Source organism: Pseudomonas sp. LBUM1673, from assembly GCF_059695645.1.
In genome coordinates this window covers 2,084,793-2,109,062 of record NZ_CP166780.1, presented here as the reverse complement: position 1 = coordinate 2,109,062, position 24,270 = coordinate 2,084,793, and the positions used below count along the sequence as shown (strand labels likewise).

Sequence of the window (24,270 nt, the reverse complement as noted above, 5' to 3'; positions counted from 1 at the left end):
CGTGTCCAAGGACACGGGCATTTTTTATTCAAGAGCAGTCATTCGAGAGCAGTCGTTCAAGGGCTGCTATTCGAGGATCGTCACCGGCATGCCGACTTCGAGCCGGCCGTTACTGTCATTGACCAGGTTCTGACCGAACATCGCGCCGTCTTCCTCGGCCCGGTACTTCTGCAAGGTCGCCAGAGGTTCACGATCTTCGCTGCGTTCGCCGGTCTGCGGGTCGATGGTGGTCAGAATGCAACGTGAGCAGGACTTGACCACGCGGAACTCGACATCGCCAATGCGGATGCGCTTCCAGCCATCTTCGGCATACGCCTCGCTGCCCTCGATCACCAGGTTGGGCCGAAAGCGCAACATCTCCAGTGGCCGCCCAACCCGTCGCGACAAGTCTTCCAGCGACGCCTGGCCAATCAGCAACAACGGAAAGCCGTCGGCAAAAGCCACCTGATCGTCGTCCTTGCCGTAGCCGGCCTGGGTGGTCCGCGCGCGATCAAACGGCACTTGCACCAGGCGCGTCGGCTTGCCAATGAATTCACTGACCCAGGCACCTGCCGCGTCACCCGCATCGGGAACGCGCAAGGTGTCGCGCCAGATGGTCACGCCCCGCAGCTCTGCGTCGTTGGCGGGCAAAGCGATATCGATCGGTGAATGGCCCGGGGCACTGAGGGTCAAACCACCGTCGACATTCCATAACGCTGACAGCTGACTCATTTTCGCAACCGCGCGTTGAGTCAGAAAGCGCCCGCTGGCCTCGTCCACCAGCATCCAGCGTCGATCGCCGTCCAGCCCCAGCTTGTCCAGGCTAACCTGATTCAGGGTCTCGCCCTTGCCGGATTTCAACGGATAACGATAAAGCGCGCTCAGACGCATGGCCAGCTCCCTGGTGGGTAAAGAACGCCACCCTATACGAGCTTGATTGCCGAATCAAAGGCCCTGTGGCGAGGGGGGCTTGCGCAGAACCTGTGGGAGCGTGGCTTGCCCGCGAAGAACAATGACACGTAATACCTGAAAAACCGCAGTGCATTCTTCGCGGGCAAGCCACGCTCCCACAGGATTTTTGTCGCTCACAACTTTTGACTTGCCGGCATTGGGGCTTGCCCTGTTGGATTACGCAGCAGCTCCAAACCCTGCCACCGCGCTCTTCCAGATCGCTATCAGGCAGGTACTTCGTCGAGCATCAGGCGCTGGCGCACCACGTCGACGAGTTTGTCGGGCTGGAACTTGGAGAGAAAGTTGTCGCAGCCGACCTTCTTGACCATCGAGTCGTTGAAACTACCCGATAGCGAGGTGTGCAAGACCACATAAAGGCCGCGCAAACGGGGGTCGTTGCGGATTTCGGTGGTCAGTCGATAGCCGTCCATCTCCGGCATTTCCGCATCGGTGAAGATCATCAGCAGCTTGTCGGTCATGACTTCGCCCGTATCGGCCCAGGCCTTGAGCATGTTCAGAGCCTTCAAGCCATCGCTGGCGATATGCATCTTCACGCCCAGTTGGCCCAAGGTGTCGCGCAATTGCGACAGGGCTACATTCGAGTCATCCACCAACAGCACTTCACGGCCACGGGCGCGCTCCAGAACCGGATCGTCAAGTTTGTCACGCGAGACCTTGGCGTTGTACGGAACGATTTCGGCCAGGACTTTTTCGACGTCGATGATTTCCACCAACTGATCGTCGACCTTGCTGATGGCGGTCAGGTAATGCTGGCGACCAGCGCTGGTCGGTGGTGGCAGAATAGCTTCCCAGTTCATGTTGACGATGCGGTCCACGCCACCGACCAGGAACGCCTGCACCGAGCGGTTGTACTCGGTGACGATGATGGTACTGGTGGGGCTTGGCACCAGCGGACGCATGCCGATGGCCTGGGACAGGTCGATCACCGGCAGCGTCTGGCCACGCAGGTTGACCACGCCGCAAACAAAGGGATGGCGCTGCGGCATCAGCGTCAGCTTCGGCAGCTGCAGCACTTCCTGGACCTTGAAGACGTTGATCGCGAACAATTGCCGTCCGGCCAGCCGGAACATGAGAATTTCCAGGCGATTCTCACCCACCAGTTGCGTGCGTTGGTCTACCGTGTCGAGAATGCCGGCCATTAATGACTCCTGGGCTTGTTCTGTGAATTCACTATAAGGGAGTTATCGGCTGTTTTTGCCGGATCTTGACCCCCAGATAAAATGCCATGGCCAAGCATTGATGTCACATTAACATCATGCTTTACTAACTCCGTGCTCCCCCCTCTGCTTCATCCTCTACGGCGCGACCTCGGTTTGCACGTTAGGTTCCCCTGCGTAAGGGATTCCCCTAGTCACAATCAGGCCCAACCTGATATTCGCAATATCCAATAGCCATTAATGTGACGCCATTCTCATTGCATGAACGGAGTCGGGCTTTTGTGCGCGATCGCAGGTCAGTGGCTATCCACCCTCTCGAGTTCCCCAGCCGGCACCCCAGCCTGCCGGAACGCGATCTCACCAAGGCTTGGCAACACCGGGACACTTAAGGTTCTCGTCGGCACACACGACATTCCCTCATCTGACATGACGTTGTGGAGATAAGCATGCCGAACGACCCTAAAGAGTGGGCTCACCGATTTCCAGAGTTTCTCGTCGAGGCTGAAACACTCCTGGCCAAATCCGAGGACTGCCTGAGTCATTTGCAGCTGATCAGCAATGACCAGGACGCCATCGATTGCATGCTCAGTATCCTTCTCAAACTGGCCGCCAGGACCGATGCCCTGGCACTGGCAGCAGTTTCGGAATTCTCACTGCATATTCATGGATTACTGAGCCACGCCCAGAACCATATGGACCTGCACGATCAAGCCCTGGATGCGCTCAAGGATTGCTTCACATTAATGGCCTGGCAACTCGAACTTGTCGACCAGACGACCGGCCAACTTGGCCTCGATGACACTGAACAGGCCTCCCTGATTGAAGCGTTTGCGTTTCAAGTGGGACAAAGTCAGTTTCAGCCGCTCAGCAACTCCAGGCCGTTCACGCTCGTTTCGCTCTCGGAACAGCAAGCTTAAACTCACCCGCCCTATACCGCGTTGCGTATTTTTATTGCCATGATGCCGTCCTGCAACTTGAGTACGCGCATTGTCGCAGTTGATAATTTCATACCTGCCGACGACAGCTCGAAACAAATAATGACTCCTGTCTCGACTTTCGGTATTGCCCCTCAATAAAAATAAAATGCCTGGTGCAATCGAGATCTTCCGACTTTTAAAAGTCGAAAGTTTTTCCATTGTGGAACCAGCGTCCAGACACCTTATTTCCTGACTGTTCAGACATATATAGCGAACGCGACCAACGGTATCTTAAGTGGTATTATGCCGACCATTAGTTGACGTCAATTAATGGCCGAGTGACTCCAGACGAGAACAGCCCGATAACGTTGAAGGCTGTATTTCGATCACTGCTCCGTTGAAGACGACTCACACAATAGATTTCCACACACAGACCCGCCAGCCACTATGGCCGGTCTGCCCGCAGCGAACATCCATTGGCTCCATCTGCTATGTACGCCAGCCTCAAGTCAATTACCCTATGGCCACCCTCCCGAAAAAACGCGCGCCGGTTCACGCTTTTACTGTGTACCTGCTCCGCGCTTGGCAGTCTGCTGGTCTATAGCTTGTCCATGCCGCTACCGGTGAGTCTGCTGGTGCTCAATAGTGCGGCGATGACTTGCGTCTGGGTGGGACATCGGCTCTCGCGCAAATCGATAAAGTTTCAGCCTCAAGAACTGGCCGACCGTCTGCTGGAAGTGCAGGAAAACGAACGCCACCGGCTCAGTCGGGAACTGCATGATGACATCGGACAGTTGCTGACCGCCGCAAAACTTCAAAGTGAATGGCTCAAACGTCGATTGCCCGCAGAACTGCAGGGGCAGTGTTCGGTACTGTGCGATACGCTGGACGAAACCCTGACCAAGGTTCGTGATGTATCGGCCATCCTGAATCCGCGGCAGCTGACCAGTCTCGGACTGGAAGCGAGTCTGCGTGCGCATTTACTCAGGACACTGGCCAATACGTCCGTGCACTGGAGCCTGGAATGCCATCAACGCCTGACGGGCATACCGGAGGAAATGGCGGTGGCGGCCTTTCGGATCACTCAAGAAGCGGTTACCAATATACTGCGCCACGCCCAGGCCAGGAATTTGTTGGTCCGCCTGCAACGCCTGCCCCAAGGCCTGACACTGTTGATCCGCGACGATGGCCTGGGTTTCACGCCAGCGGCAGACCCCGCTCGCGAGGGGCAACGCGGAATGGCCGGGATGTCGGAACGGATCGATCAGCTAGGTGGCACACTGACCGTGACCAGCGAGCCGGGCAAAGGCACTCAAATCGAAGCACTCTTCCCCTGGGCTCCCCGTGCGCTAGAACGGGCCAGTACGAATAAGGTTATGCATTGACTTGTAACTTACTTCTGGTGGATGACCACTCGCTTATCAGGGCTGGCGTGCGCGCTCTGGTGCTGGATATTCCCGGCTATGCGGTCATCGGCGAGGCCAATGACGGCTCGCAGTTAGTCGAGATGGTCGAGCAGCTGTCCCCGGACATCATCCTGCTGGATATTTCCATGAAGCAAACCGGTGGCCTTGAAGCCTTGCAGCGACTCAAACGAGTACGCCCGCAGTGCAAAGTGCTGATCCTGTCGATGCACACCGACCCGGCGCTCATCATGCAGGCACTGGAATCCGGGGCTCATGGCTACCTGCTCAAGGACACCACGGCCACCGAGCTAGAACATGCCCTGGATGCCTTGCGCAATAACGAACGCTACCTGAGCCCGGCCATCGCCCACACCGTCATCAATCAGGCGCTGATCCGAACCCAGAAAAATCAGGCGCAAACCCATGACTCGCACAACCTGACGGCACGTCAGCTGGAAATCCTGCGACTGATTGTTCGCGGAAAATCCACCCGGGAAATCGCCAATGGCCTGGGCCTGAGCATCAAGACCGTCGAAACCCACCGCTCGCAGATCATGAAACGTTTGCAGATTTACGATGTGGCCGGCTTGGTGCTGTTCGCCGTGCGCGAGCAAATCATCAGTCTGGACGATTAGCTGGATTCGAGACGCTCAGCAACGGCGAGCCTGGGGGCAAATGCACACGCAATGCCGCCGGACGTGCCGAGAAACGCAGACTATCGCCCTCCAGAGGCTCACCATCAAGGTTGATATAAAGACCTTCCGATACTTTAATCTCGACCCATGGCAAACGGGCTCGCACAAACATGTTGTCGATTCCGAAGCCATCGGTCAGCAGATCTTTCAAGGTGCCAACCACCTCCTGCGGCGCGGGCAAAATGCTGATATCCAGCAGACCATCGTCAGCCAGCGCCTGCGGGCACAACACATGACCACCGCCAGCCTGTCGGCCATTGCCGATGCCCAACGCCAACAGCTCGCCGCTCCAGTGAAAATCCGGCCCCTGCAACTCGCCATAGGCCGCATGCAACTCACTGAAGCGCGATAAACCCGTGAAGAGATAAGCCGCGCCTCCGAGAATTTTTTTCAGATCCTCGGAGGTATTGGCCGTGACCTGACTGCCGAAGCCGCCCGTGGCCATGTTCAGAAAAACCTGCCCGCCGACCTCTCCCAGATCAATGGCTTGCGGGGCCACTTCCAGAAGGTCCAGCGCTTGAGCGGGCCCCAGGGGCACGCCGGCGGCGCGAGCAAAATCGTTGGCGGTGCCCAAGGGCAAAAGCACCAGACTGGCCTGCGTCGAATGCGCTGCCATGGCTTCGGCGATATCACGCAAGGTGCCATCACCGCCGCCGGCAATCAGCTGCGTATAGCCTGCGGTCAGCGCCTCCTCCACCAACCGCTGTGCATCACCAGCCTCCCAGGTCAGCCGAACAGCCAGTTCCCAGCCCTGTTGGCGCTTGCCTTCGACGGCTGCACGGACCTCCTCATTGAGTGCCTGCTTGCCATGCAGAATCAACAGCGCCTTGCGCTCGCTCATTTTTGTCACTCCCTTTGCGGAATCCGTATGGGATATGTTGACCTCACCCCCCCTCATAAAAGTCGCACGGATTTGAATTATTTCCGGGGAAGGAAACGCGCGTCCTACAGAGCGGTATTTTTTCTTACATAACGTGAGGAATCGGCTCAATTGACCCATCAGGGCAATTGGTACACCGTTGTGTCAGCGGTCAATCAGTCATCAACAGGTAATTTACACAGGGACGTGCAAACAATGAATGGAACCCCCTTGAGGGCCTCAAGAAGCGCAAGTCATAACGGCATCGGTCACTTGAGTGTTTTTAACGCAAGGAGCCAGTTATTCCATGCAAAGCCATGACTTCAGACTACCGGTCACTCCGGTCACTCCGGTCGCGCCGTTCGCAGAAAATCGCGCCAATCATCAGGCTGATCTCAAAAACAACACAAAGCCCACCGGAGAAGTTGATATGGAACCTCGCGTCATTGAACTGGAGACACACCTCAAGTACATCCGAAGAGACATGGATGAAGTCCGCGGTGACGTCAAATCCATCAAGCACAGGCTTGCCTATTCAGCTGGCGGAACAGCCGTGATCCTGGGGCTTTTGGCCTGGATCGCCAACAGCCGCTTCGACCAGGTCGTGACACTTCTGGCGCATTAAGGGCATCCATGAACGCAAGCCCTGCCCTATAAACCGGGCTTGCGTGACAAGGGTATGGAAGGAATCAGCTCAAGACTTCACTCAGCGGGATGAAACTCACACAATCACCCTCGATCAACGTACGGTCCTCCAGCACTTCAACCAGACCGTCAGCCCAGGCGGCACTGCGCAGTACGCCAGAGCTCTGATTCTTGTAGATGACTGCCCGACCATTCTCCAGACGTCCGCGCAAGTACTCACGTCGGTTACCAGCCTTTGACCAGACAAACCCTGCTGGCACCTGAAACTTCAGGGGTTCTACCTCTTTTACGCCTTGGCGGCGCAAGAGGTAGGGCCTTGCCAACAGAGCAAAGGTCACCAGGGTCGACGCCGGATTACCGGGCAAGCCAATCACAGGTACACCGCGAAAATGCCCGAACGTCAGCGGCTTGCCTGGTTTGATGGCAAGCTTCCACAGGGTCAACTCGCCCTCTTCCCGCAAGGCAATGCCCAGAAAGTCGGCCTCTCCCACCGAAACGCCACCGGTCGAGAGAATCAGGTCGACATCCTTCAACTCGCCAAGGCGGGCACGAGTGGTCGCTAAATCATCTGGAAGAATGCCGGCATCAATCACCTCACACCCCAAACGTTGCAACCAGCTGCAGAGCAACACTCGATTACTGTTATAGATCTGTCCCGGTCCAAGGGGCTGGCCCGGTTCAATCAGCTCATCACCGGTAGACAAGACCGCCACACGAACCTTGCGAACCACCTCCAGTTCAGCGCATCCCAGCGATGCCGCCAGCCCCTGCTCGATGGGACCCAAGCGTGTTCCGGCGGGCAAGATCAGCTCGCCGACTGTGCTTTCCTGGCCTTGTGGACGGATGTTCTGTCCCCGGGTCATGGTTTCGGTGAAACGTACCCGCTCATCTGCCTGGACCTCGGCGTTCTCCTGCATCTCGACACAGTCGGCACCCGCGGGCACAGGGGCGCCGGTGAAGATCCGCGCACAGGTGCCCGGCTTCAAGGGCTCCGGAGCCTGGCCTGCAAAAATCTTCTGACTGACCATCAACGGCTCTCCCGTCCAGTCGGACAGGCGCAAGGCATAACCGTCCATGGCACTGTTGGGCCAGGGCGGCAAATCCAGTGACGAGACCAGGTCAGCGGCCAGTACCCGCCCCTGAACCTGCGCCAAGGGCAAGCGTTCGTGTTCACGAATTTTCGAGGCGTCGGCCATTTCCAGCAAACGCGCCAGTGCCACCTCGACAGCCATCAGACTGCCAGTCTTGCCTGGCTTACCCGCGGGATTCACAAGGTGTCGCCTGTTTCAGATGGGCCACGAAATTGCACGGACGGTGCCGGGAATCCAGTTGCTCGGCGAGAATGCCATCCCAACCGGTGCGTACAGCATTGGTCGAACCCGGCAAACAGCACACCAGCGTGCCATTGGCCAGACCGGCCAAGGCCCGGGACTGAACTGTCGAGGTGCCGATATCCGCCACCGATATTTGCCGGAACAACTCACCAAAACCATCGACTTGCTTATCCAGCAGGCAATTCACGGCTTCGGGCGTGCTGTCGCGACCGGTGAACCCGGTACCGCCGGTGATCAGCACCACTTGCACGACCTCATCGGCAATCCAGTTGGCGACTTGCGCGCGAATTTTGTAGAGGTCATCTTTGAGCAGTACACGGGCCGCCAGGTTATGACCGGCAGCGCTCAAGCGGTCGACGAAGACCTGGCCTGACGTATCGGTTTCCAGGGTACGGGTATCGCTGACAGTCAGCACCGCGATGTTGAGCGGTGCGAAAGGTACATCAGCCTTGGCTTTCATAGGCTCGTCCAGTTGTAGGAGAAACAGCCCGGTGTTATATCACAGCGCCTCATTTTTTCGCCGCCCCCATGGAGAAGTGCGATGGACTCGAATACACCTCTGCCACCTTGCTCCATTCTGCTCCTGGCCGGTGGTCGCGGCCAACGCATGGGCGGTCAGGACAAGGGGTTGCTGGAATGGCACGGCGAGCCGCTGATCGCGCATCTGCACCGTAAGACTCGCCCGCTGAGTGATGACCTGATCATTTCCTGCAACAGAAACCTGGAGAAATATGCGCCCTATGCGGATCAGTTGGTCCATGACGACGAAGGCGACTTTCCGGGGCCATTGGCGGGTATTCGCGCAGGCCTGAAGGCCGCCCGTCACGCCTGCTTACTCGTGCTGCCCTGCGATGTGCCACGCATCGATGCCGCGCTGCTCCAGAGCATGCGTGAAACCGCCGGGCAGCATCCGGATAAACCACTGATGCTGCGCCATGGCGAACACTGGGAACCCTTGCTGTGCATGATTCCCGTCGCTCTTTCAGCGGCTTTCGAGACGGCCTGGAGCGAAGGCGAGCGCAGCCCTGGCCGCCTTATGCACAAATTGGGCGCCACAGCCCTGCAGTGCCCCGACAATGACCCTCGTCTGGCCAACCTCAACACGCCGGAACTGTTAAACACATACCCCACTGTGCCAGACTGACACGCGAAGGAACTTGCGCGCGTTGTATACGTCTCAAGCTCGGCAACCAAAAGAATTTCCATTCGGAGACACACCCATGACCCAACGGACCCTCGCCACTTTCATGCTCGCACTGGGCCTTGCGACCCTCGCCGGTTGCGCATCGCCTGCAGTGATCACCTTGAATGACGGTAGAGAAATCCAGGCCGTCGACGCGCCTAAGTACGATCAAGATTCGGGTTTTTACGAATTCGAACAGCTGGATGGCAAACACACCCGCATCAACAAGGATCAGGTTCGTACCGTTAAAGAGTTGTAATCTTTGCGACGACAACCGGATACAGAAAAGCCCGCTTATAAAAGCGGGCTTTTTCGTGGCTGAAGAAAAGCAGGCTCGGCGGCTAGCCAGTCAAGCCATTTCAGCAACGACGCACTCCGTGTAGCCGCTGGCGAAGCCTGCGTTCGGCTGCGAAGCAGTCGTGAATTCGGTGGATGCGGTCTTCCTGACGTACCGCAATCTCTGATTTTACGACTGCTACGCAGCCGAACGCAGGCTTCGCCAGCTGCTACATCTATGGTTACCCCTTTAATCACCACTGCAAGGTGATGGTGCTTTCGAATTCTCTTTCCAGTCCCGTGACCGGATCGACAAATCGCAACCCCTGGGCCAGCAGCTTCAAGGGGTTGGCATAGTCATCTTCTACACCCTTGAGCACCTGCGGATAGAACGGGTCATTGCAGATGCCGGCACCCAAGGCAGCCATGTGCACTCTCAACTGATGTTTTTTGCCCGTCACCGGGTAAAGCGCATAACGCCAGAACTCACCGTTTTTTTCCCTGACCTCCACAGCCGTCTCGGTATTGCTGACTCCTGGACCTTCCTGCATGCGAAAGAACGGCTCGCCATCGATGAGTCGACTTTTATGGACCAATGGGAAGGACCGCTCAGGCAACGCACGGGCGATTGCTTCGTAGCGCTTTTCAATCTGGCGTGTAGGAAACAGTGACTGATACGCCGACCGACTCTGAGGGTTGGCTGAAAACAGCACCAGCCCTGCTGTATGCCGGTCAATGCGATGCAAAGGCACCAGATGCGGGTTATCCAGTCGACGGATCAGCCGTCGCAGCAACGTCTGCTCCACGTATTCACCCGCCGGCGTCACGGGCAGAAAGTGCGGTTTGTCCGCCACCACCAGATGCTCATCGGCATAGAGGATCGACTCCAGCACCAGGATCGGCTTTTCGTCCGGCACCTCACGGAAATAATGAATCCGCAGACCTTCCTTGTAAGGCAGATCCAGGGCGATCGGCAGGCCTTGCCCATCGAGGACACGACCGCGAGCGATTCTGTCCAGCCATTGTTCACGACCGATGGCGCTGAAGTGTTCACACAGGCAATCGAATACAGTCTGCCACGGACCAGGCGGCAGATAGAGCGTACTGGCCTGGTTATGTGCAGCCGAAAAAGATGAAGTGGACATACGAAAAGCTCTAACCCTCAATGCAGGGCGGCATTATCCAACAGTGGCCGGAACGAACCTAGAAGAGAATCCTCAGGCCGGTATCGACTGCGTTCGAGCAGCCGCTTCGGTGAACTCCTTGAGCCAGCGCAGCACATCGACCGCTTCCCAACGACCCGGATCATAAAGCGCATACAACAATCCCTGATAGCCCACGACATCTAGCTGCCGGTGATAGCCCGCACGCTGGAACAAAGCTTCGATTTCGGCGAAACAGGTATTGAAATGCAGTTTATTGAAGGGCGTTTTTCCCTCCGTGACCAGACCATCCAGGCGCAACTCGAGGACGGCCTCGCGCACCACGTCCGCCGACATCCGGTTCACGCTACTCTTCAATTGTTCGACATTGACCATGATTCATCCCTCTTGCACCCGACTTGCCTGCTCAAACCCGAAAACCAGCGGCGGCAAGGCAGCATCGCGAATAACTGTATGCTCATACAGTATCCGAATAACATCGGTTAAGCCAAGGTATCAATCGTAAAGTTCGACACGCGGGAACACCGTCGCCGTCCCCTCTACCGCAGAAACGCCACCACTTCATCGGCACCAAACGGCCAGCCCAGCTCAGCGCCGGTATCGACCCGTCGCAACACCGGAATACGCAGACTGTAAGCTTCGAACCAGGTTTCATCGTCCGCGATATCCACCAGCTCCACCAACAGACCACGCTCGACAAATTCCATCAGCATGGCTTCGGCGAGTTCACAGAGATGGCAACCAACGGTGCCGAACAGCTGACATTCAGGAGGCATGACGACAAGACCAAACGAAGTAAGCGCTCATTCTAGGCCCGCGATCAAAAGCAGTCGAGCCAATGCCCTACATGTCCGAGCAATGGCTGATTTCAAGAGATTTCGGCAAACTCCTGACGCAAATCATTCACATCAACTGTCATTTGCGCGATGCTCGCGTCTTTTTTTGCCTCTACGCTTGGGTAGCCAGAACCCTCACCGGAGTTTTTTGTGTTCGCCAACCTGTTGATCATCCTCGCCTCCTCCCTGGTGGTGATTGCACTGTTCCAGCGCCTGCGTTTGCCACCGGTGCTGGGTTACCTGTGCGTGGGGCTGATGATCGGGCCGACTGCATTCAACTGGGTGAATGAAAGCGAAGAGTTGCCCGACCTGGCCGAATTGGGCGTGGTGTTCTTGCTGTTCTCCCTGGGGCTTGAGTTTTCCCTGTCGAAAATGCTCGCACTGCGCCAGGTGGTATTTGGCCTGGGCAGCCTGCAAGTGTTGGGTTCCGGGATCGTGCTGGGGGTTCTGCTGATGCTGTTCGGCATGCCGACCACGCCTGCACTGTTACTCGGTGCCGGTTTGGCGCTGTCGTCCACCGCTATTGTCAGCAAGGAGTTGACCAGCCTCGGCGAGATTTTCAGCCGTCACGGCCAGAATGCCATTGCCGTACTGCTGTTTCAGGACGTGGTTGCGGTGTTGCTGCTGACCCTGGTGCCGGTGTTCGCCGGCAGCAGCGAACAGCCCTGGTACTGGGCATTGCCATTGACGCTGGGCAAGACCCTGGTGCTGTTCGTCGGTCTGCTGCTGGTCAGTCGCTGGTTTCTGCCACGGCTGTTCCATGAAGTCGCCGCGTCCCGGTCCGCGGAGCTATTCGTGCTGCTGGCGCTGGTGATCGTTCTGCTGACGGCCTGGCTGACTCACCTGCTCGGCCTCTCTCCTGCCCTGGGCGCCTTTCTCGCCGGCATGCTGCTGGGGGAAAGCCATTATCGACATCAGATCGAGGCGGACATCCGTCCGTTTCGCGACATTCTGCTCGGGGTATTCTTCGTCAGTATCGGCATGCTGATCGACTTGCAGTTGTTTGCCAGCCACGGCCTGCTGATTCTCGGCCTGACGCTGGGGTTGCTGCTGATCAAAGGCACCGTGGTCGCGCTGCTGGTCAAATGGCGCGGCAGCGATGTCGAAACCGCTTGGCGCAGCGGCCTGGCATTGGCTCAAGGGGGCGAATTCTGCTTTGCCCTGATGGCGCAGATGCAGCAGAACAAACTGATGCCCACCGACTTCGGTGGCCTGCTGCTGGCCGCCACGTTCTGCTCGATGCTGGTAACGCCTTTACTGCTGCGCGCCGCTCCCCACATCGCCACACGCCTGCACCACAAGCCCAACGAAGAAGCCGAACTCGAAGAAATCAGCGCGTTCAACGCTGGCTTGCACAATCACGTAGTGATCTGTGGCTACGGCCGCGTAGGCCAGTCCATCGGGCGGGTCCTGCGTAATATAGATCAACCTTACATTGCGCTGGATACCGACCCGGTACGGGTTCAGGAAGCAGCCGTCAATGAAAGCTGTGTTCATTACGGCGACTCACGTCGCGGCGAGCTGCTGGTCGCGATAGGGCTGGAACGCGCCAGACTGCTGGTGGTCGCCGTGGACAAGACGGACATCGCACTGTTGATACTCAAGGAAGCACGCCGCTTCAACCCGAGCGTGTCGATCCTGGTGCGCACACGGGACGACAGTCAGTTGGCCGAGTTGAAGGCGGCCGGCGCCAGCGAAGTCGTACCCGAGTTGCTGGAGTCGAGCCTGATGCTCGCCTCCCACGCGCTGATCATGCTGGGCATACCCGGCCAGCAGGTGCGAGACCGGGTCGACCAGGTACGGCGTGACCGCTATCGCCTGCTGCACGGTTTTTACCCCGGCGCTGACGATGAGGAACGGTGATTCAATCCTGACTCACGGCACCGATCTTGTGCACCGACAAGTCCGCGCCGTAATACTCCTCTTCCTGGCTCAGGCGCAGACCATGGAACGCCTTGATCGCGCCATACACCGCAAAACCACCGGCCAGCGCCACGACTACCCCCAACGAGGTACCGATCAGTTGACTGATCAGGCTTACGCCCCCCAAACCACCCAAGGTGGTTTGACCGAAGAGGCCGCACGCGATCCCGCCCCAGACACCACACAGCCCGTGCAAAGGCCAGACGCCCAGCACATCGTCGATATGCCATTTGCCTTGAGCCGCAGTAAAGCACCAGACAAACAGTGCCCCGGCGATGGCACCGGTCACCAACGCGCCTACCGGATGCATCAGATCCGAGCCGGCGCAGATCGCCACCAGCCCGGCCAACGGGCCGTTATGCAAAAAGCCCGGGTCATTGCGCCCGACGATCAACGCCGCCACGGTGCCACCGACCATGGCCATCAACGAATTCACCGCCACCAGCCCGCTGACCCCTTGCAGTGTCTGAGCGCTCATCACGTTGAAGCCGAACCAGCCTACGATCAGGATCCACGAACCCAACGCCAGAAAGGGAATGCTCGACGGTGCGAATGCCACCAGTCGTCCGTCGCGATAACGGCCTTGCCTCGGTCCGAGCAACAACACCGCCGCGAGTGCCAGCCAGCCGCCCATGGCGTGAACCACCACAGAGCCTGCGAAGTCATGGAAGCTGGCGCCGAAGCGCTCCAGCAACCAGGCTTGCAGACCAAAGTTGCCATTCCAGATCATGCCTTCGAAGAAGGGATAGATGAACGCCACGATCAGCGCCGTCGCGCACAACTGGGGGACAAACCGGGCGCGTTCGGCAATGCCTCCGGAAATAATCGCCGGTATCGCCGCAGCAAAGGTCAGCAGAAAGAAAAACTTCACCAACCCATAACCATGGTCGGCGGTGATCACCGCCGCCGGTTGCATGAATGTGACCCCGTAAGAAATCCAATAGCCTATAAAGAAGTAGGCCAGGGTCGAAATGGCGAAGTCGCTGAGGATCTTCGACAAGGCATTGACCTGGTTCTTTTGTCGAACCGTACCGACCTCGAGAAAGGCGAAACCGGCGTGCATGGCCAGGACCATGACCGCACCGATAAGGATGAACAACGTGTTGGAGCTATGGACCAGACTGTCCACAGCACTTTGTAGATTTTCCATGGATTGGCAGACCTGAAGGCTAAAAAAAGCACCAAAGCAGTTCGCGCAGAGTGCCGACGCACCAAGTTGCAGCTCACCCAGAACGAAAGCACTGATCAGGTGAACCGCTTTGGCGCACAAGAGCCAAGCCTCTGCGCGTTTTTTTGATTGTTTGAGTTAAGGTTTTCCTGAAATCATGCCCGGCAACAGCGCAACGAAGCCGGCCGACGCACCACGACGTAGCAAAAGATGTACCAGTCATTTGTACTGAACCTTCGCGCAAGGCTCATACTCGAACGCTTCAGAAGCCACTTACGGAGATCACCCATGGCACGCACCACGGCAAAGACTGCTCAAGAAGTTCTGATGGAAGATTTTCAAACGCTGGTCAGTGACACTGAACGGTTGCTGGAACACACCAAATCCCTGGCGGGCGACCAGGCCGATGAGTTGCGCCAGCAGATCCATGACAGCCTGATGCGCGCACGCGAAACCCTGAAGTTGACCGAAGATTCCGTACGCGAGCGTGGCAAAGCCGCTGTTACCGCCACGGAAGATTACGTCCAGGCCAACCCATGGCAATCGGTCGGAATCGCGGCCGGCGTGGGTTTCCTGATTGGCCTGCTAGCCTCTCGGCGCTGATATGGCGATCGGCGAATCCGGCTCGTCCGCGACGGGCACCGGCTCATCTCCGCGGCGCCTGGGTGCCGCGTTTCTTGGACTGCTGCACAGCCATGTCGAACTGTTCGGCATCGAACTGCAGGAACAAAAAGCACGCACCGTAAGCCTGTTGCTGTTTGCAGGCCTGACGCTGGTCTTTGCCTTGTTGTTGCTGGTGGGCTTGTCGACACTGGTGTTGATCCTGTTTTGGGACACCTATCGCCTGGCAGCGATCATCGGGCTTTGTGTGTTCTATACACTCGCAGCGTTGTTCTGTGCGATGCGCTTGAGAGCGGCGATTTTCGATGAGTCCTCCCCCTTCCACGGCACCCTGGAAGAGTTGGCCAATGATCGGGAGCGTCTGTTGCCATGAGCATGCCTGAACTTCCCCGCAACAGCTCACGCACGGAAATGCGCAAGGCGCTGATCCGCCTGCGCATGGAAATGCATCGCCAGGAAATTCGCCACGAATCCCAACAACTGCTGCACCCCCTGCAACGGGTGCGTGGGATGACGCAAAGCCTGCAAGACGGCTTCGGCATCAAACACGCCCCGCTCTGGGGCATCGCGGCCGTGATCGGGTTGGGCTTTCTGACCGGCAAGGGCGCCAAGGGCGGCGGTATCGGCAGCCTGACTCGGCTGGCTCGCTTGGGCGTCACGCTGGGGCCATTGATCAAACTGATCATGCAGAGCTCTTCGCGCAAACACTAGTCAGTCCTGTCTGGCTGCATTCTTGCAATACCACCGGGATTAACCTCTGTTTATCGAGAGGTTAATCCTGCGTACCTCTCTGCTGGTGTCCAGGTATCCCCAAAACAAGACCTTACTAAGGAGGCCTCGTGATCGACGGGCAACCGCTCGCCTGCTTTCAGCCGTTCATCGATACCGCCACAGGCCGCATCGCTGGCGTCGAAGCGCTGGGTCGACTGCGTCAAGCCGATGGTCAACTGACCTCGGTAGGACCGCTGTTCGCCGACCCACGAACCCCCGCCATCGCCTTGCGTCGTCTCGATCGCCAGATTCGCGATAACGCCCTGAGCCGTCTGCATGAAGCACCCCCCGACTGGTTTCTCAGCCTGAACATATCACCCCGCTGGATCAGCCGTTTGCGCTGTGACCAGCCACTGCCGAGTCTCAAGCAACTGAGCAAACATGGCGTCGACGCGCAGCGAATCGTCTTCGAAATCACCGAACTGGATGGCAACAGCCAACGTCTGACCGAAGTCGTGGCCCGCTACCGACAAGCCGGGGCACGGATCGCCATTGATGATTTCGGAGCCGGTTACTCTCAGCTCGATCGCGTGCTGGCACTGCAACCAGACATTCTCAAGCTCGACATGCGGCTGTTCCAGGCTGCCGCGTTGGGTGGTCCCAGCAGCGAAGTGGTGAAGGCACTGGCGCAAATGGCGGAAAAAACCGGTTGCTGGATCATCGCCGAAGGCGTGGAAACTGAAGCTCAACTGAATTTTGCCCTGGAGTGTGGCTCACGCTACGTACAAGGCTTTCTGTTCGCCCGTGCGCAAGCGGACTTCTTCGCCACAGATGCCTTTGTGGAGCGCTTCGCGCAACTGCGTCAGCGCTATGTTCGGCAAAAACTGGCTGAGCGTGCTCGCCTGATGATCATGCGCCAACAACTGAGCGAACTGATGGCGATCCTGCAAGCCTGGGCTCAGGCCAGAGCGCCCCTCAGCACCTTGCCGCAACTGGAAGCGTTTCCCTGGCTGTTGCGTTTTTATCAATGCGACCGCCATGGCACGCAGCTGACCCCCAACCTGGAATGGCGCAACAACGGCTGGGAAGCCGACAACCGATATCTGGGCCATAACTGGTCGTGGCGCCCCTATTTTTATCACTTGCTGGCCGAGGGTTGGGATGAGCGCCGTCTGACGCTTTCCAACACCTACCGCGACGCCACCAGCAATCAGTATTGCCTCACTGCCGGGCAATTTTTCGACAATGGCGAGCGACTGCTGCTCATCGATATCGATGCCGCTGGGCTCTAGTTCCCCTTGCAGGGACCGGCGCGAACCGGGAAGCTAGGGGATCAGTCACCTGACGGAGAAACCAGCCTTGGATTGGCAAACCCTGCTTACCCGCGAACGCCTCGGAAAGCCTGTACACAGCCCGGAAGAACTCGGCCGCAGCCCTTTCCATAAAGACCACGACCGCATCATTTTCTCGGGCGCGTTCCGCCGTCTCGGGCGCAAGACCCAGGTCCATCCGGTCTCCAGCAACGATCATATCCACACGCGCCTGACCCACTCGCTGGAAGTCAGCTGCGTCGGCCGTTCGCTGGGTATGCGCGTCGGTGAAACCATCCGCAGCGCCCTGCCCGACTGGTGCGAACCGAGCGACCTGGGGATGGTGGTGCAATCGGCTTGCCTGGCCCATGACATCGGTAATCCGCCCTTCGGCCATTCCGGCGAAGACGCGATCCGCCACTGGTTCCAGCAGGCCGCAGGCCGTGGCTGGCTGGATGCCATGAGCGAGGCCGAACGCAATGACTTCCTCAATTTCGAAGGCAATGCCCAAGGTTTCCGTGTGCTCACCCAGCTTGAATACCATCAGTTCGAAGGGGGGACCCGGCTGACCTACGCCACCCTGGGCACCTACCTGAAATACCCATGGACCGCTCGGCACGCCGACTCACTGGGCTACAAGAAGCACAAGTTCGGCTGCTATCAGAGCGAACTGCCACTGCTGGAACAGATCGCTCATAAACTCGGCCTGCCCCAACTGGACGAACAGCGCTGGGCGCGCCATCCGCTGGTGTATCTGATGGAGGCCGCCGACGACATCTGCTACGCGCTGATAGATCTGGAAGATGGCCTGGAGATGGAGCTGCTGGATTACACCGAAGTCGAGTCCCTGCTGTTGGACCTGGTGGGCGACGATCTTCCGGAAACCTATCGCCAGCTCGGTCCACGGGATTCGCGTCGGCGCAAACTGGCGATCCTGCGGGGCAAAGCCATCGAGCACCTGACCAACGCAGCAGCCCGAGCCTTTGTCGAGCAACAGGACGCGCTGCTGGCCGGCACGCTACCTGGCGATTTGGTGGAACACATGCATGGCCCCGCCAAACGCTGCGTCTTGAATGCCAAGGACATGGCGCGCAAAAAAATCTTCCAGGACAAGCGCAAGACGCTCCACGAAATCGGCGCCTACACCACCCTGGAAATCCTGCTCAACGCCTTTTGCGGCGCGGCACTGGAGCAGCACAACGGCCGTACGCCATCTTTCAAGAACCGCCGCATACTCGACCTGTTGGGCAACAATGCGCCCGATCCTAATGGCCCTTTACATACCTCGTTCTTGCGCATGATTGATTTCATCGCCGGCATGACCGACAGCTATGCCAGTGAAATGGCGCTGGAGATGACCGGTCGTTCAAGCCACAGATAAAGGCGCATCGATCAGCCGCCTCAGACGCCTGAACGGCTGATCGAGTTTCTCGACATCCCTCTGTATTTCAACGTCGACAGAATCGCCCTACACCCTGTGCAGAGCTGACTGATCGATTGTTCGTCCATCTCGCGAAATAATCACACGCCCACTGCTCGACAGATGAAGCATGAAAATTCCTATGTCCAAACACGATTGGCGCATCTTGCTGGTGGAGGATCATCCCTTTCAGCTAAGAGCGACCCAATACCTGCTCGAGAGTTACGGCTTCACCCAACTGACCACCGCTGACAGTGCCGAAGGCGCCTTGCAACAAATGCTCAAGGCTGCGCAACCGTTCGATATTCTTCTGTGCGACCAATGCCTGCCCGACCTCCCAGGCCTTGATTTGATCGAATACGCCAGCCACCGGGGGATGATCAGACAGGCAATACTTCTGAGCAGCCTGACATCTGTCGAACTGGACGCACTTAAAATAATGGCCTACGAACGTGGACTACCCTTGCTCGGTTATTTGATCAAGCCATTGAAACAATCAGACTTTAGAAACCTGTTGACCTTGGCCACGCAATAAATCCACAACAACCCAAACACACTAAAACCATGACCAGAATATAAATTCCGCCTTATATCTTAACGCCTTCAGCCACTTGACTATACCTATCGAACTTTTAGTCTTCCTCATTCAAAACCTAGTTGACACGTAGTCCTATTCTTTTTCATTTGTAGGATTTTTCCTATATTACCGCTATCGGCCCGTCAGTTCATGCGCCCCCTAAACTATCTGAGCTAAGGTGCGCGCTTTATTTGTGCACGTATGGGATTTTATTATGAAGTCCAGTCATCACCTGTGATTTCAGCCTTCTGGCTTAAACCCCCTATTAATGCTGGGTTTTTCGCTTCATTACGTATCAACATACCCCTTTTTTTCATTGTCCGCTACAAAATAACGGGGTACTTTAGGGGTATCCACACCTTTCATCGCCTTCGGATACCCCATGACATCGACCCCCACCACTTCCACCAAGCGCAAGGCCGATAGCCCCGAGAACATCGCGGCCATTATCAAAGAGCTGAAAAAGCCCGGTAAGTATTCGGAGGGAACTATCAAAGGCTTGTTCCTACAAGTAAGCAGCACTTCGCAGTTATGGAGACTCAAGTTTTTCTTGAATGGTGAAGAAGGTTTGTTTTCTGTTGGCATATACCCAGACGTTACCATCGACAGAGCCCGCGAACTGGCACAGGAAGCGCGGACCGCCGTAGCCCAAGGGATTCATCCATTAAAGGCGAAGACAGCCAAGAAGGAAGCACAGCGAACCAAGGAAGCAAACACGTTCCGCAAGGTGGCCGAAGAGTGGCTGGACTTCAATTCGCACCTGGCACCGAAGACTCTGTCCGGCCACCGCGGAGCGCTGAAGAACCACCTCTACCCCGTCGCGGGCGATGTGCCGGTGACCGACATCTCTTTCAGCCACGTCAAAACGGTGCTGGAGCGCCTAGCCGCCTCCCCCACCATGGCTCGCTACTCGCTAAGCTTGATGCGCATGATCCTGGATCACGCCATGAACCACGAGTTGATAGACAAGAACGTCGCTGCACGGCGCTCAGGTCTGCTGAAGAAGCACAAGACGGTGCACCGCGCCGCACTGGAAACCCCGGACGACCTGGCTGAGTTTTTACGCCGGCTGAACAATTTTGTGGCGTATAACGACAGCGTGGTCTCGGCACTGTGGCTTATGGTGCTACTGCCAGTGCGCCCCGCCGAACTCGCCACCATGAAGTGGGAACAATTAGACCTCGACAAGGCCGAATGGCGCTATACGGTGCCCAAGACCGGCCAGCCGCACATCGTCCCCCTGCCGAACCAAGCTGTGGGCATGTTGCGTGGACTACTGGATCACAGCACGGCACTGAACAGGAAAGGAGTACTCGGCACCACGCCTTTCGGAATGACCGCTGCAAGTGAAGTCGTGGACCTACCGACGTGGGTATTTCCGTCATCAGGGAAGTTCGGCGTACCAATATCAGCCGACACGCTGCTGGTGCGCATACGCTCAGGCCTGGGCTATGAGCGCGGTATCATCACCAGCCATGGATTCCGCTCGACGTTCCGCAGCCTTGGGCACGAGGTATTGAAGCTGGACCCGATCGTGCTGGAACTCTGCCTTGGGCACCGCATGCCTGGGGCACTAGGAGCGACGTACGCCAGGGCACAGCTACTAGAACAGCGGCGCGAGGCGATGCAGAAGTGGGCGGATTATGTCGAGGGACTTTGGGCTACCGTCACGGGGCAATGATGGCACTTTCGATGGTCTTTAATGGGGTCGAGGGACATAGCTTAGATTGGCATAAAAAATTAGCTATTAAGCTTTTCGGATATATGCACAGGTTTTAATAGGCGCTTGCCTATTAGATAATGAAGGTGGTTTGGCACAGTGTATTAGGCTGTAAGCTTTGCTGGCACAAGGCTGTAGAGCTTTTTAATACCCTTAATATACTTCTTCTTATATTCAAGGATAAATAATAAAAGACTGTAGTAGCTATAGGGTTGTAGGGGTAGAGAGGGGCTATATAGGCGCTGTACTTCCGGAATGCAAAATCGCCTATTAAAAATGGCCTAAGTCTATTAATACGGTGCTCGAACCGCTCTAGTCCGGGGCTTTCAACCGCTGATAGGCTTGAGGCCAAGTCCATCACAGGCCCATTAAGAGCCCATTAAATCGCTGAAACCAGCGTGCTAGAGCGGCTGCTCCAGGTTTTTGTTGTAATAGCCATGTGCCTCCATGGCCATCATTGCCGCATCGCCCGCTTTACCGACGCCTCGCTGATTTCGAAGTGCCTGGCTGTCTGTGCAATGCTCGCGGAATTGTCCTTGCGCCATGCCGCGACTTGGTCGCCGTCTATGGTCCGCTTGCGCCCCAGCGCTTTGCCTTGCGCCTTGGCTGCCTCAATCCCGGCCATCTGCCGCGCCTTGATGTTGGAGCGCTCCAGCTGCGCCACAGCCGCCAGCATAGTGAGCATGAACTGGCCGTGCTCTGTGCTCAGGTCGAAGCCTTCGCGCCGGCTGATAATGCCAACGCCTTTGCCCTTCAGCATTTCCACTGTGCTCAGCACATCGACGGTGTCGCGCCCCAGTCGATCGATGGCGCCCACCACTACGACATCGCCTTTGCGGGCGTACGCAGCCAGCGCTGCGAACCCAGGCCGCTCCAGCGCCTTCACAGCGCCAGATACGCCGACATCCTCATACCAATGCTCGATACTGTAGAGATCGCCGCTCAGGGCGTGGCGCTGGGCCTCGACGCTTTGTTCATCTGTGCTGACGCGCAGGTATCCGATGGTAGCCATGATTGAACCCTCATCACCTTGTGGCCGGGTGGCTCACAATCTATGGCTCATATATAAGTGCATGGCTCATAACTAGTCAACACCTATGAGCTACCCTGCGGCGCACAGCCGACGAGTGGATCACAAGGTGTACCTTTTGAGCCCCAGGCAAACAGGGCATCCCTCCCGAATCATTACCCCTCGCCAGCACACAATCAGATCGTTGATAGCTCGACTCGATGACGGAGGGAGGAAGGGCGGAGGGCTGCGGGCTGGACTGCCAGGGGAGCGGGCAGCGGCTGGAATGGTCGGGGTGGGTAGGTGGGGTACCGTTTTTCTCGTTCGCGTCACATACGTAATACACACCAGAGCCCTCAACACTAATTTTTAAAATCCTGCCTAATTTTCCAAAAAATCCCCCGCAAAATTTTAGCCGTTATCCAGCTAAGACCCCCCGTGCTAAAGCAGTCCGCGCTTAATTATCAGTCCCTAAATCCCCTCTCTAATTTTATAAAGCTGTCTATTTAAGCACCCGTCCCAGGTCAATCGCTTAAACGCTTAGCACAGCTAGCCTAACCCCGCCAATGCCGCCTGTCGGATTAATCTCTAATACAACAAAAACAACTATAAGTCCAATACCCAAAAGGAATAACTAGGCGTATATTCTAGATACACAAAAACCTCTGGGGAGAGGTCAGGAAAATGAAGACCACCGCCATCACCACGCAGCAACTGGCCGATCTGGCCGACCTGTCCCCGTCGTTTTTCACCCTGCACCGCGACGACCTGCCGCAAGCCTTCGATGTGCCATCCGCCAGTCCAAAAGGTGGAAGGCCTGCCAAGGGCTACGACCTTGAACAGCTAGCCGACTTCATCCTCACCAAAACTTCTTTCCTGACTGACGTCGAGTGCCGCTTGCGCGTGGCGTTGATGCCCGGTATCCGCGACCAGGAGAACGTCGCCATGAGAGTCAATGCCCGCCTGATTGATGACGACGCCGGTCGCCACTTCGTGTTTGAACAACTCGACGACCTGCCGCCAGAGCTGCGCGTCAAGGCCCAGGCCATGCTCGACGCCGAACTCGCCGCGCTTCGTACCCGTCGCTGTGCCAACCGCCAACCCCACCGCACCCCTTCAGAAGGAAGCCAGCCGTGAGCAAAATCGTACCGATTACCAAAAACCACAGCGTCCTCGTATCGGCGTTGATCGAAGCCACGTATCTGGAGCCGTCCGCCGACCTACCGAGTTACGGCCTGTTCGGTGCTGCCGCGCCGCAAGCTCAGCCGGCATGGATGTCTGCACCTGCCGTGTATGTGCCGCTGTTCGACGCGCACGAACACCTCATCGCCGAGGCCGTTGCCGAAAAGGCCGCGACTCAACCCACTTTGCATTGATCGCCGGCCTGCTGCCGGAGGAGTTACCAAAATGGCCACAATCGTGGAAATGTTGAATCAAGGCATCGGTGGGATGAATACCCCACTGGGTCAGCTTGGTATGCAATTAATGCTCGCCAGCGGCCCGCAGCAAGGCAACCCTGGTGGCGGTGCCCGTATGGGCCAGGCGCTCGCGGGCATGCAACAGCAGCAAGCGCAACAGCAGCAGGTCGCTTATCAGCAAGCGATGGCGCAAAACGCACTCGCCCTGAGTAAGTCCCGTGCCGAGGCTGCGCAGCGCAAACAGGAGATGGCTGCCCGGATGGAGCAGTTGTCAGCCGACCCTGAGTTCCTCAGTAAACTTGACCCGCTCAGTCGTCAGTTGGCGGCAGCCGGCTTGCCGCTCGACGACACCTTAAAGGCCTATGGCCAAAGCAGTTTGGAAGCGCACCGTCAGCAACAGGCCGAACAATGGCAGCAATCGCAAGAGCGCATGGCGCAGCAGTTCCAGCAAAGCCAGGGTCAGTCCGCCAGCCAGTTTCAGCAGAGCCAGGCCCGCATGGCTGCCGACTCTGCGCGGCAGAGAACGCCGGCCCCTCGGCAGACGTTGGACGAACCTCTGGGCGGTCCCGACAATCTGGTCCAGCGCCATATTTTCGACGCGTCCACGAATTCTTACAGCCCGTACGGGCGGCCCTTCAGGCGTAGCGCGTCCACTGACGAGCTCGCCGCGCTGCTGGGTGGGGCCACGCCAGACGAAAGCGCTGGTCAAGGTCCAGCGGTGCCGGGGGCTAACGCAACCGGCGCACCGCCAGCCCGCCAAGGTGCCGAGTTGCTCATGCATGGTAGTGGTAGCAACCCGACGGCACGCGGACCCGCCACGCCGAAGACCAAGGCCGACTATGACGCACTGCCAGCGGGCAGCCAGTACATCGACCCGGCGACCGGTCGTGTCGCCACGAAGCAGGGGCGGTAATGGATCATGACCACTAGCGCGTTTGGTGATCCAATCGACGACGGCGGACCCGCAGCTT

At 57.5% G+C, this 24,270-nt stretch carries 27 protein-coding genes; 17 read left to right on the top strand and 10 right to left on the bottom strand.

Translation table 11 applies throughout. The annotated features are described in order from the left end of the window. Positions 1 to 66 precede the first annotated feature (66 nt). Positions 67 to 870 (bottom strand): MOSC domain-containing protein, encoded by an 804-nt coding sequence (locus ACA044_RS09675; protein ID WP_497446155.1) that lies wholly within the window; start codon positions 868 to 870, stop codon positions 67 to 69. Positions 871 to 1,154: 284 nt separating this feature from the next. Next, entirely contained in the window at positions 1,155 to 2,090 is a 936-nt protein-coding gene (locus tag ACA044_RS09670; protein WP_497446154.1) for a chemotaxis protein CheV, read from the bottom strand. Positions 2,091 to 2,554: 464 nt separating this feature from the next. Between ACA044_RS09670 and ACA044_RS09665 the strand changes: the two genes are divergently transcribed. The 3 genes from ACA044_RS09665 (at position 2,555) to ACA044_RS09655 (ending at position 5,066) form a co-directional block, all read left to right on the top strand. After that, positions 2,555 to 3,025, top strand: coding sequence for a hypothetical protein (locus ACA044_RS09665; RefSeq protein ID WP_497446153.1), 471 nt, complete (start codon positions 2,555 to 2,557; stop codon positions 3,023 to 3,025). Between the two features lie 491 nt (positions 3,026 to 3,516). Continuing rightward, a complete protein-coding gene (locus ACA044_RS09660) occupies positions 3,517 to 4,410 on the top strand; it encodes a sensor histidine kinase (RefSeq protein WP_497447194.1) in 894 nt (297 codons plus the stop codon). Further along, entirely contained in the window at positions 4,407 to 5,066 is a 660-nt protein-coding gene (locus ACA044_RS09655; protein ID WP_497446152.1) for a response regulator, read from the top strand. The genes ACA044_RS09660 and ACA044_RS09655 overlap by 4 nt, the downstream gene beginning before the upstream one ends. Here the strand turns inward: ACA044_RS09655 and yegS are convergent. Continuing rightward, entirely contained in the window at positions 5,050 to 5,967 is a 918-nt protein-coding gene (gene yegS / locus ACA044_RS09650) for a lipid kinase YegS (protein WP_497446151.1), read from the bottom strand. The two genes, ACA044_RS09655 and yegS, sit on opposite strands and share 17 nt — an antisense overlap. 325 nt (positions 5,968 to 6,292) lie before the next feature. On the opposite strand from yegS, the gene ACA044_RS09645 reads away from it, so the two are divergent. Beyond that, the gene (locus ACA044_RS09645) at positions 6,293 to 6,610 is read left to right on the top strand and encodes a hypothetical protein (RefSeq protein WP_497446150.1); all 318 of its coding nucleotides are present in this window, start codon (positions 6,293 to 6,295) and stop codon (positions 6,608 to 6,610) included. Positions 6,611 to 6,674: 64 nt separating this feature from the next. On the opposite strand, the gene ACA044_RS09640 is transcribed toward ACA044_RS09645, so the two are convergent. Together ACA044_RS09640 and moaB are read right to left on the bottom strand one after the other, a co-directional pair. Beyond that, positions 6,675 to 7,862, bottom strand: coding sequence for a molybdopterin molybdotransferase MoeA (locus ACA044_RS09640; protein ID WP_497447193.1), 1,188 nt, complete (start codon positions 7,860 to 7,862; stop codon positions 6,675 to 6,677). Positions 7,863 to 7,884: 22 nt separating this feature from the next. Next, on the bottom strand, positions 7,885 to 8,424 hold the full coding sequence (gene moaB, locus ACA044_RS09635) for a molybdenum cofactor biosynthesis protein B (protein ID WP_497446149.1): 540 nt from the start codon (positions 8,422 to 8,424) through the stop codon (positions 7,885 to 7,887). A gap of 81 nt (positions 8,425 to 8,505) precedes the next feature. On the opposite strand from moaB, the gene mobA reads away from it, so the two are divergent. Together mobA and ACA044_RS09625 are read left to right on the top strand one after the other, a co-directional pair. Further along, positions 8,506 to 9,108 carry a molybdenum cofactor guanylyltransferase MobA gene (mobA, locus tag ACA044_RS09630; RefSeq protein ID WP_497446148.1) on the top strand — a complete coding sequence of 201 codons (603 nt, stop codon included), beginning with the start codon at positions 8,506 to 8,508 and terminating at the stop codon, positions 9,106 to 9,108. 76 nt (positions 9,109 to 9,184) lie between these two features. After that, a complete protein-coding gene (locus ACA044_RS09625; RefSeq protein ID WP_497446147.1) occupies positions 9,185 to 9,406 on the top strand; it encodes a YgdI/YgdR family lipoprotein in 222 nt (73 codons plus the stop codon). A 271-nt stretch (positions 9,407 to 9,677) separates the two neighbouring features. On the opposite strand, the gene ACA044_RS09620 is transcribed toward ACA044_RS09625, so the two are convergent. The 3 genes from ACA044_RS09620 to ACA044_RS09610 all read right to left on the bottom strand — a co-directional run bounded on the left by ACA044_RS09620 (position 9,678) and on the right by ACA044_RS09610 (position 11,362). Beyond that, positions 9,678 to 10,568 (bottom strand): pseudouridine synthase, encoded by an 891-nt coding sequence (locus ACA044_RS09620; protein ID WP_497446146.1) that lies wholly within the window; start codon positions 10,566 to 10,568, stop codon positions 9,678 to 9,680. Positions 10,569 to 10,640: 72 nt separating this feature from the next. Further along, a complete protein-coding gene (locus ACA044_RS09615; protein WP_095055482.1) occupies positions 10,641 to 10,961 on the bottom strand; it encodes a transcriptional regulator in 321 nt (106 codons plus the stop codon). A 164-nt stretch (positions 10,962 to 11,125) separates the two neighbouring features. Continuing rightward, on the bottom strand, positions 11,126 to 11,362 hold the full coding sequence (locus ACA044_RS09610) for a glutaredoxin family protein (RefSeq protein ID WP_030132301.1): 237 nt from the start codon (positions 11,360 to 11,362) through the stop codon (positions 11,126 to 11,128). 210 nt (positions 11,363 to 11,572) lie between these two features. On the opposite strand from ACA044_RS09610, the gene ACA044_RS09605 reads away from it, so the two are divergent. Then, positions 11,573 to 13,285 (top strand): cation:proton antiporter, encoded by a 1,713-nt coding sequence (locus ACA044_RS09605; RefSeq protein ID WP_497446145.1) that lies wholly within the window; start codon positions 11,573 to 11,575, stop codon positions 13,283 to 13,285. A 1-nt stretch (position 13,286) separates the two neighbouring features. Here ACA044_RS09605 and ACA044_RS09600 read toward each other — a convergent pair whose 3' ends face one another. Continuing rightward, on the bottom strand, positions 13,287 to 14,495 hold the full coding sequence (locus ACA044_RS09600) for an ammonium transporter (RefSeq protein ID WP_497446144.1): 1,209 nt from the start codon (positions 14,493 to 14,495) through the stop codon (positions 13,287 to 13,289). 306 nt (positions 14,496 to 14,801) lie between these two features. On the opposite strand from ACA044_RS09600, the gene ACA044_RS09595 reads away from it, so the two are divergent. From ACA044_RS09595 to ACA044_RS09565, 7 genes are all read left to right on the top strand, one after another. Then, positions 14,802 to 15,116: an ElaB/YgaM/YqjD family protein gene (locus ACA044_RS09595; protein ID WP_497446143.1), complete on the top strand. Its 315-nt coding sequence runs from the start codon at positions 14,802 to 14,804 to the stop codon at positions 15,114 to 15,116. Between the two features lies 1 nt (position 15,117). Beyond that, entirely contained in the window at positions 15,118 to 15,507 is a 390-nt protein-coding gene (locus ACA044_RS09590; protein WP_497446142.1) for a phage holin family protein, read from the top strand. Beyond that, positions 15,504 to 15,845 carry a hypothetical protein gene (locus ACA044_RS09585; RefSeq protein ID WP_497446141.1) on the top strand — a complete coding sequence of 114 codons (342 nt, stop codon included), beginning with the start codon at positions 15,504 to 15,506 and terminating at the stop codon, positions 15,843 to 15,845. The genes ACA044_RS09590 and ACA044_RS09585 overlap by 4 nt, the downstream gene beginning before the upstream one ends. 128 nt (positions 15,846 to 15,973) lie before the next feature. Continuing rightward, positions 15,974 to 17,137, top strand: coding sequence for an EAL domain-containing protein (locus ACA044_RS09580; protein WP_497446140.1), 1,164 nt, complete (start codon positions 15,974 to 15,976; stop codon positions 17,135 to 17,137). Positions 17,138 to 17,204: 67 nt separating this feature from the next. After that, a complete protein-coding gene (locus ACA044_RS09575) occupies positions 17,205 to 18,536 on the top strand; it encodes a deoxyguanosinetriphosphate triphosphohydrolase (protein WP_497446139.1) in 1,332 nt (443 codons plus the stop codon). A 169-nt stretch (positions 18,537 to 18,705) separates the two neighbouring features. Then, the gene (locus ACA044_RS09570; RefSeq protein ID WP_497446138.1) at positions 18,706 to 19,110 is read left to right on the top strand and encodes a response regulator; all 405 of its coding nucleotides are present in this window, start codon (positions 18,706 to 18,708) and stop codon (positions 19,108 to 19,110) included. Positions 19,111 to 19,534: 424 nt separating this feature from the next. Beyond that, positions 19,535 to 20,833: a tyrosine-type recombinase/integrase gene (locus ACA044_RS09565; RefSeq protein WP_497446137.1), complete on the top strand. Its 1,299-nt coding sequence runs from the start codon at positions 19,535 to 19,537 to the stop codon at positions 20,831 to 20,833. Between the two features lie 493 nt (positions 20,834 to 21,326). Here ACA044_RS09565 and ACA044_RS09560 read toward each other — a convergent pair whose 3' ends face one another. Further along, a complete protein-coding gene (locus tag ACA044_RS09560; RefSeq protein ID WP_497446136.1) occupies positions 21,327 to 21,884 on the bottom strand; it encodes a recombinase family protein in 558 nt (185 codons plus the stop codon). 681 nt (positions 21,885 to 22,565) lie between these two features. Between ACA044_RS09560 and ACA044_RS09555 the strand changes: the two genes are divergently transcribed. The 3 genes from ACA044_RS09555 to ACA044_RS09545 are packed head-to-tail and all read left to right on the top strand — an operon-like array spanning position 22,566 to position 24,212. Next, positions 22,566 to 23,018, top strand: a complete 453-nt coding sequence (locus ACA044_RS09555) for a hypothetical protein (RefSeq protein ID WP_497446135.1) — start codon at positions 22,566 to 22,568, stop codon at positions 23,016 to 23,018. Further along, complete coding sequence (locus ACA044_RS09550; protein WP_497446134.1) at positions 23,015 to 23,257, top strand: hypothetical protein; 243 nt, start codon at positions 23,015 to 23,017, stop codon at positions 23,255 to 23,257. Before ACA044_RS09555 ends, ACA044_RS09550 begins: the two co-directional genes overlap by 4 nt. A 31-nt stretch (positions 23,258 to 23,288) precedes the next feature. After that, on the top strand, positions 23,289 to 24,212 hold the full coding sequence (locus tag ACA044_RS09545; RefSeq protein WP_497446133.1) for a hypothetical protein: 924 nt from the start codon (positions 23,289 to 23,291) through the stop codon (positions 24,210 to 24,212). Positions 24,213 to 24,270: the final 58 nt, after the last annotated feature.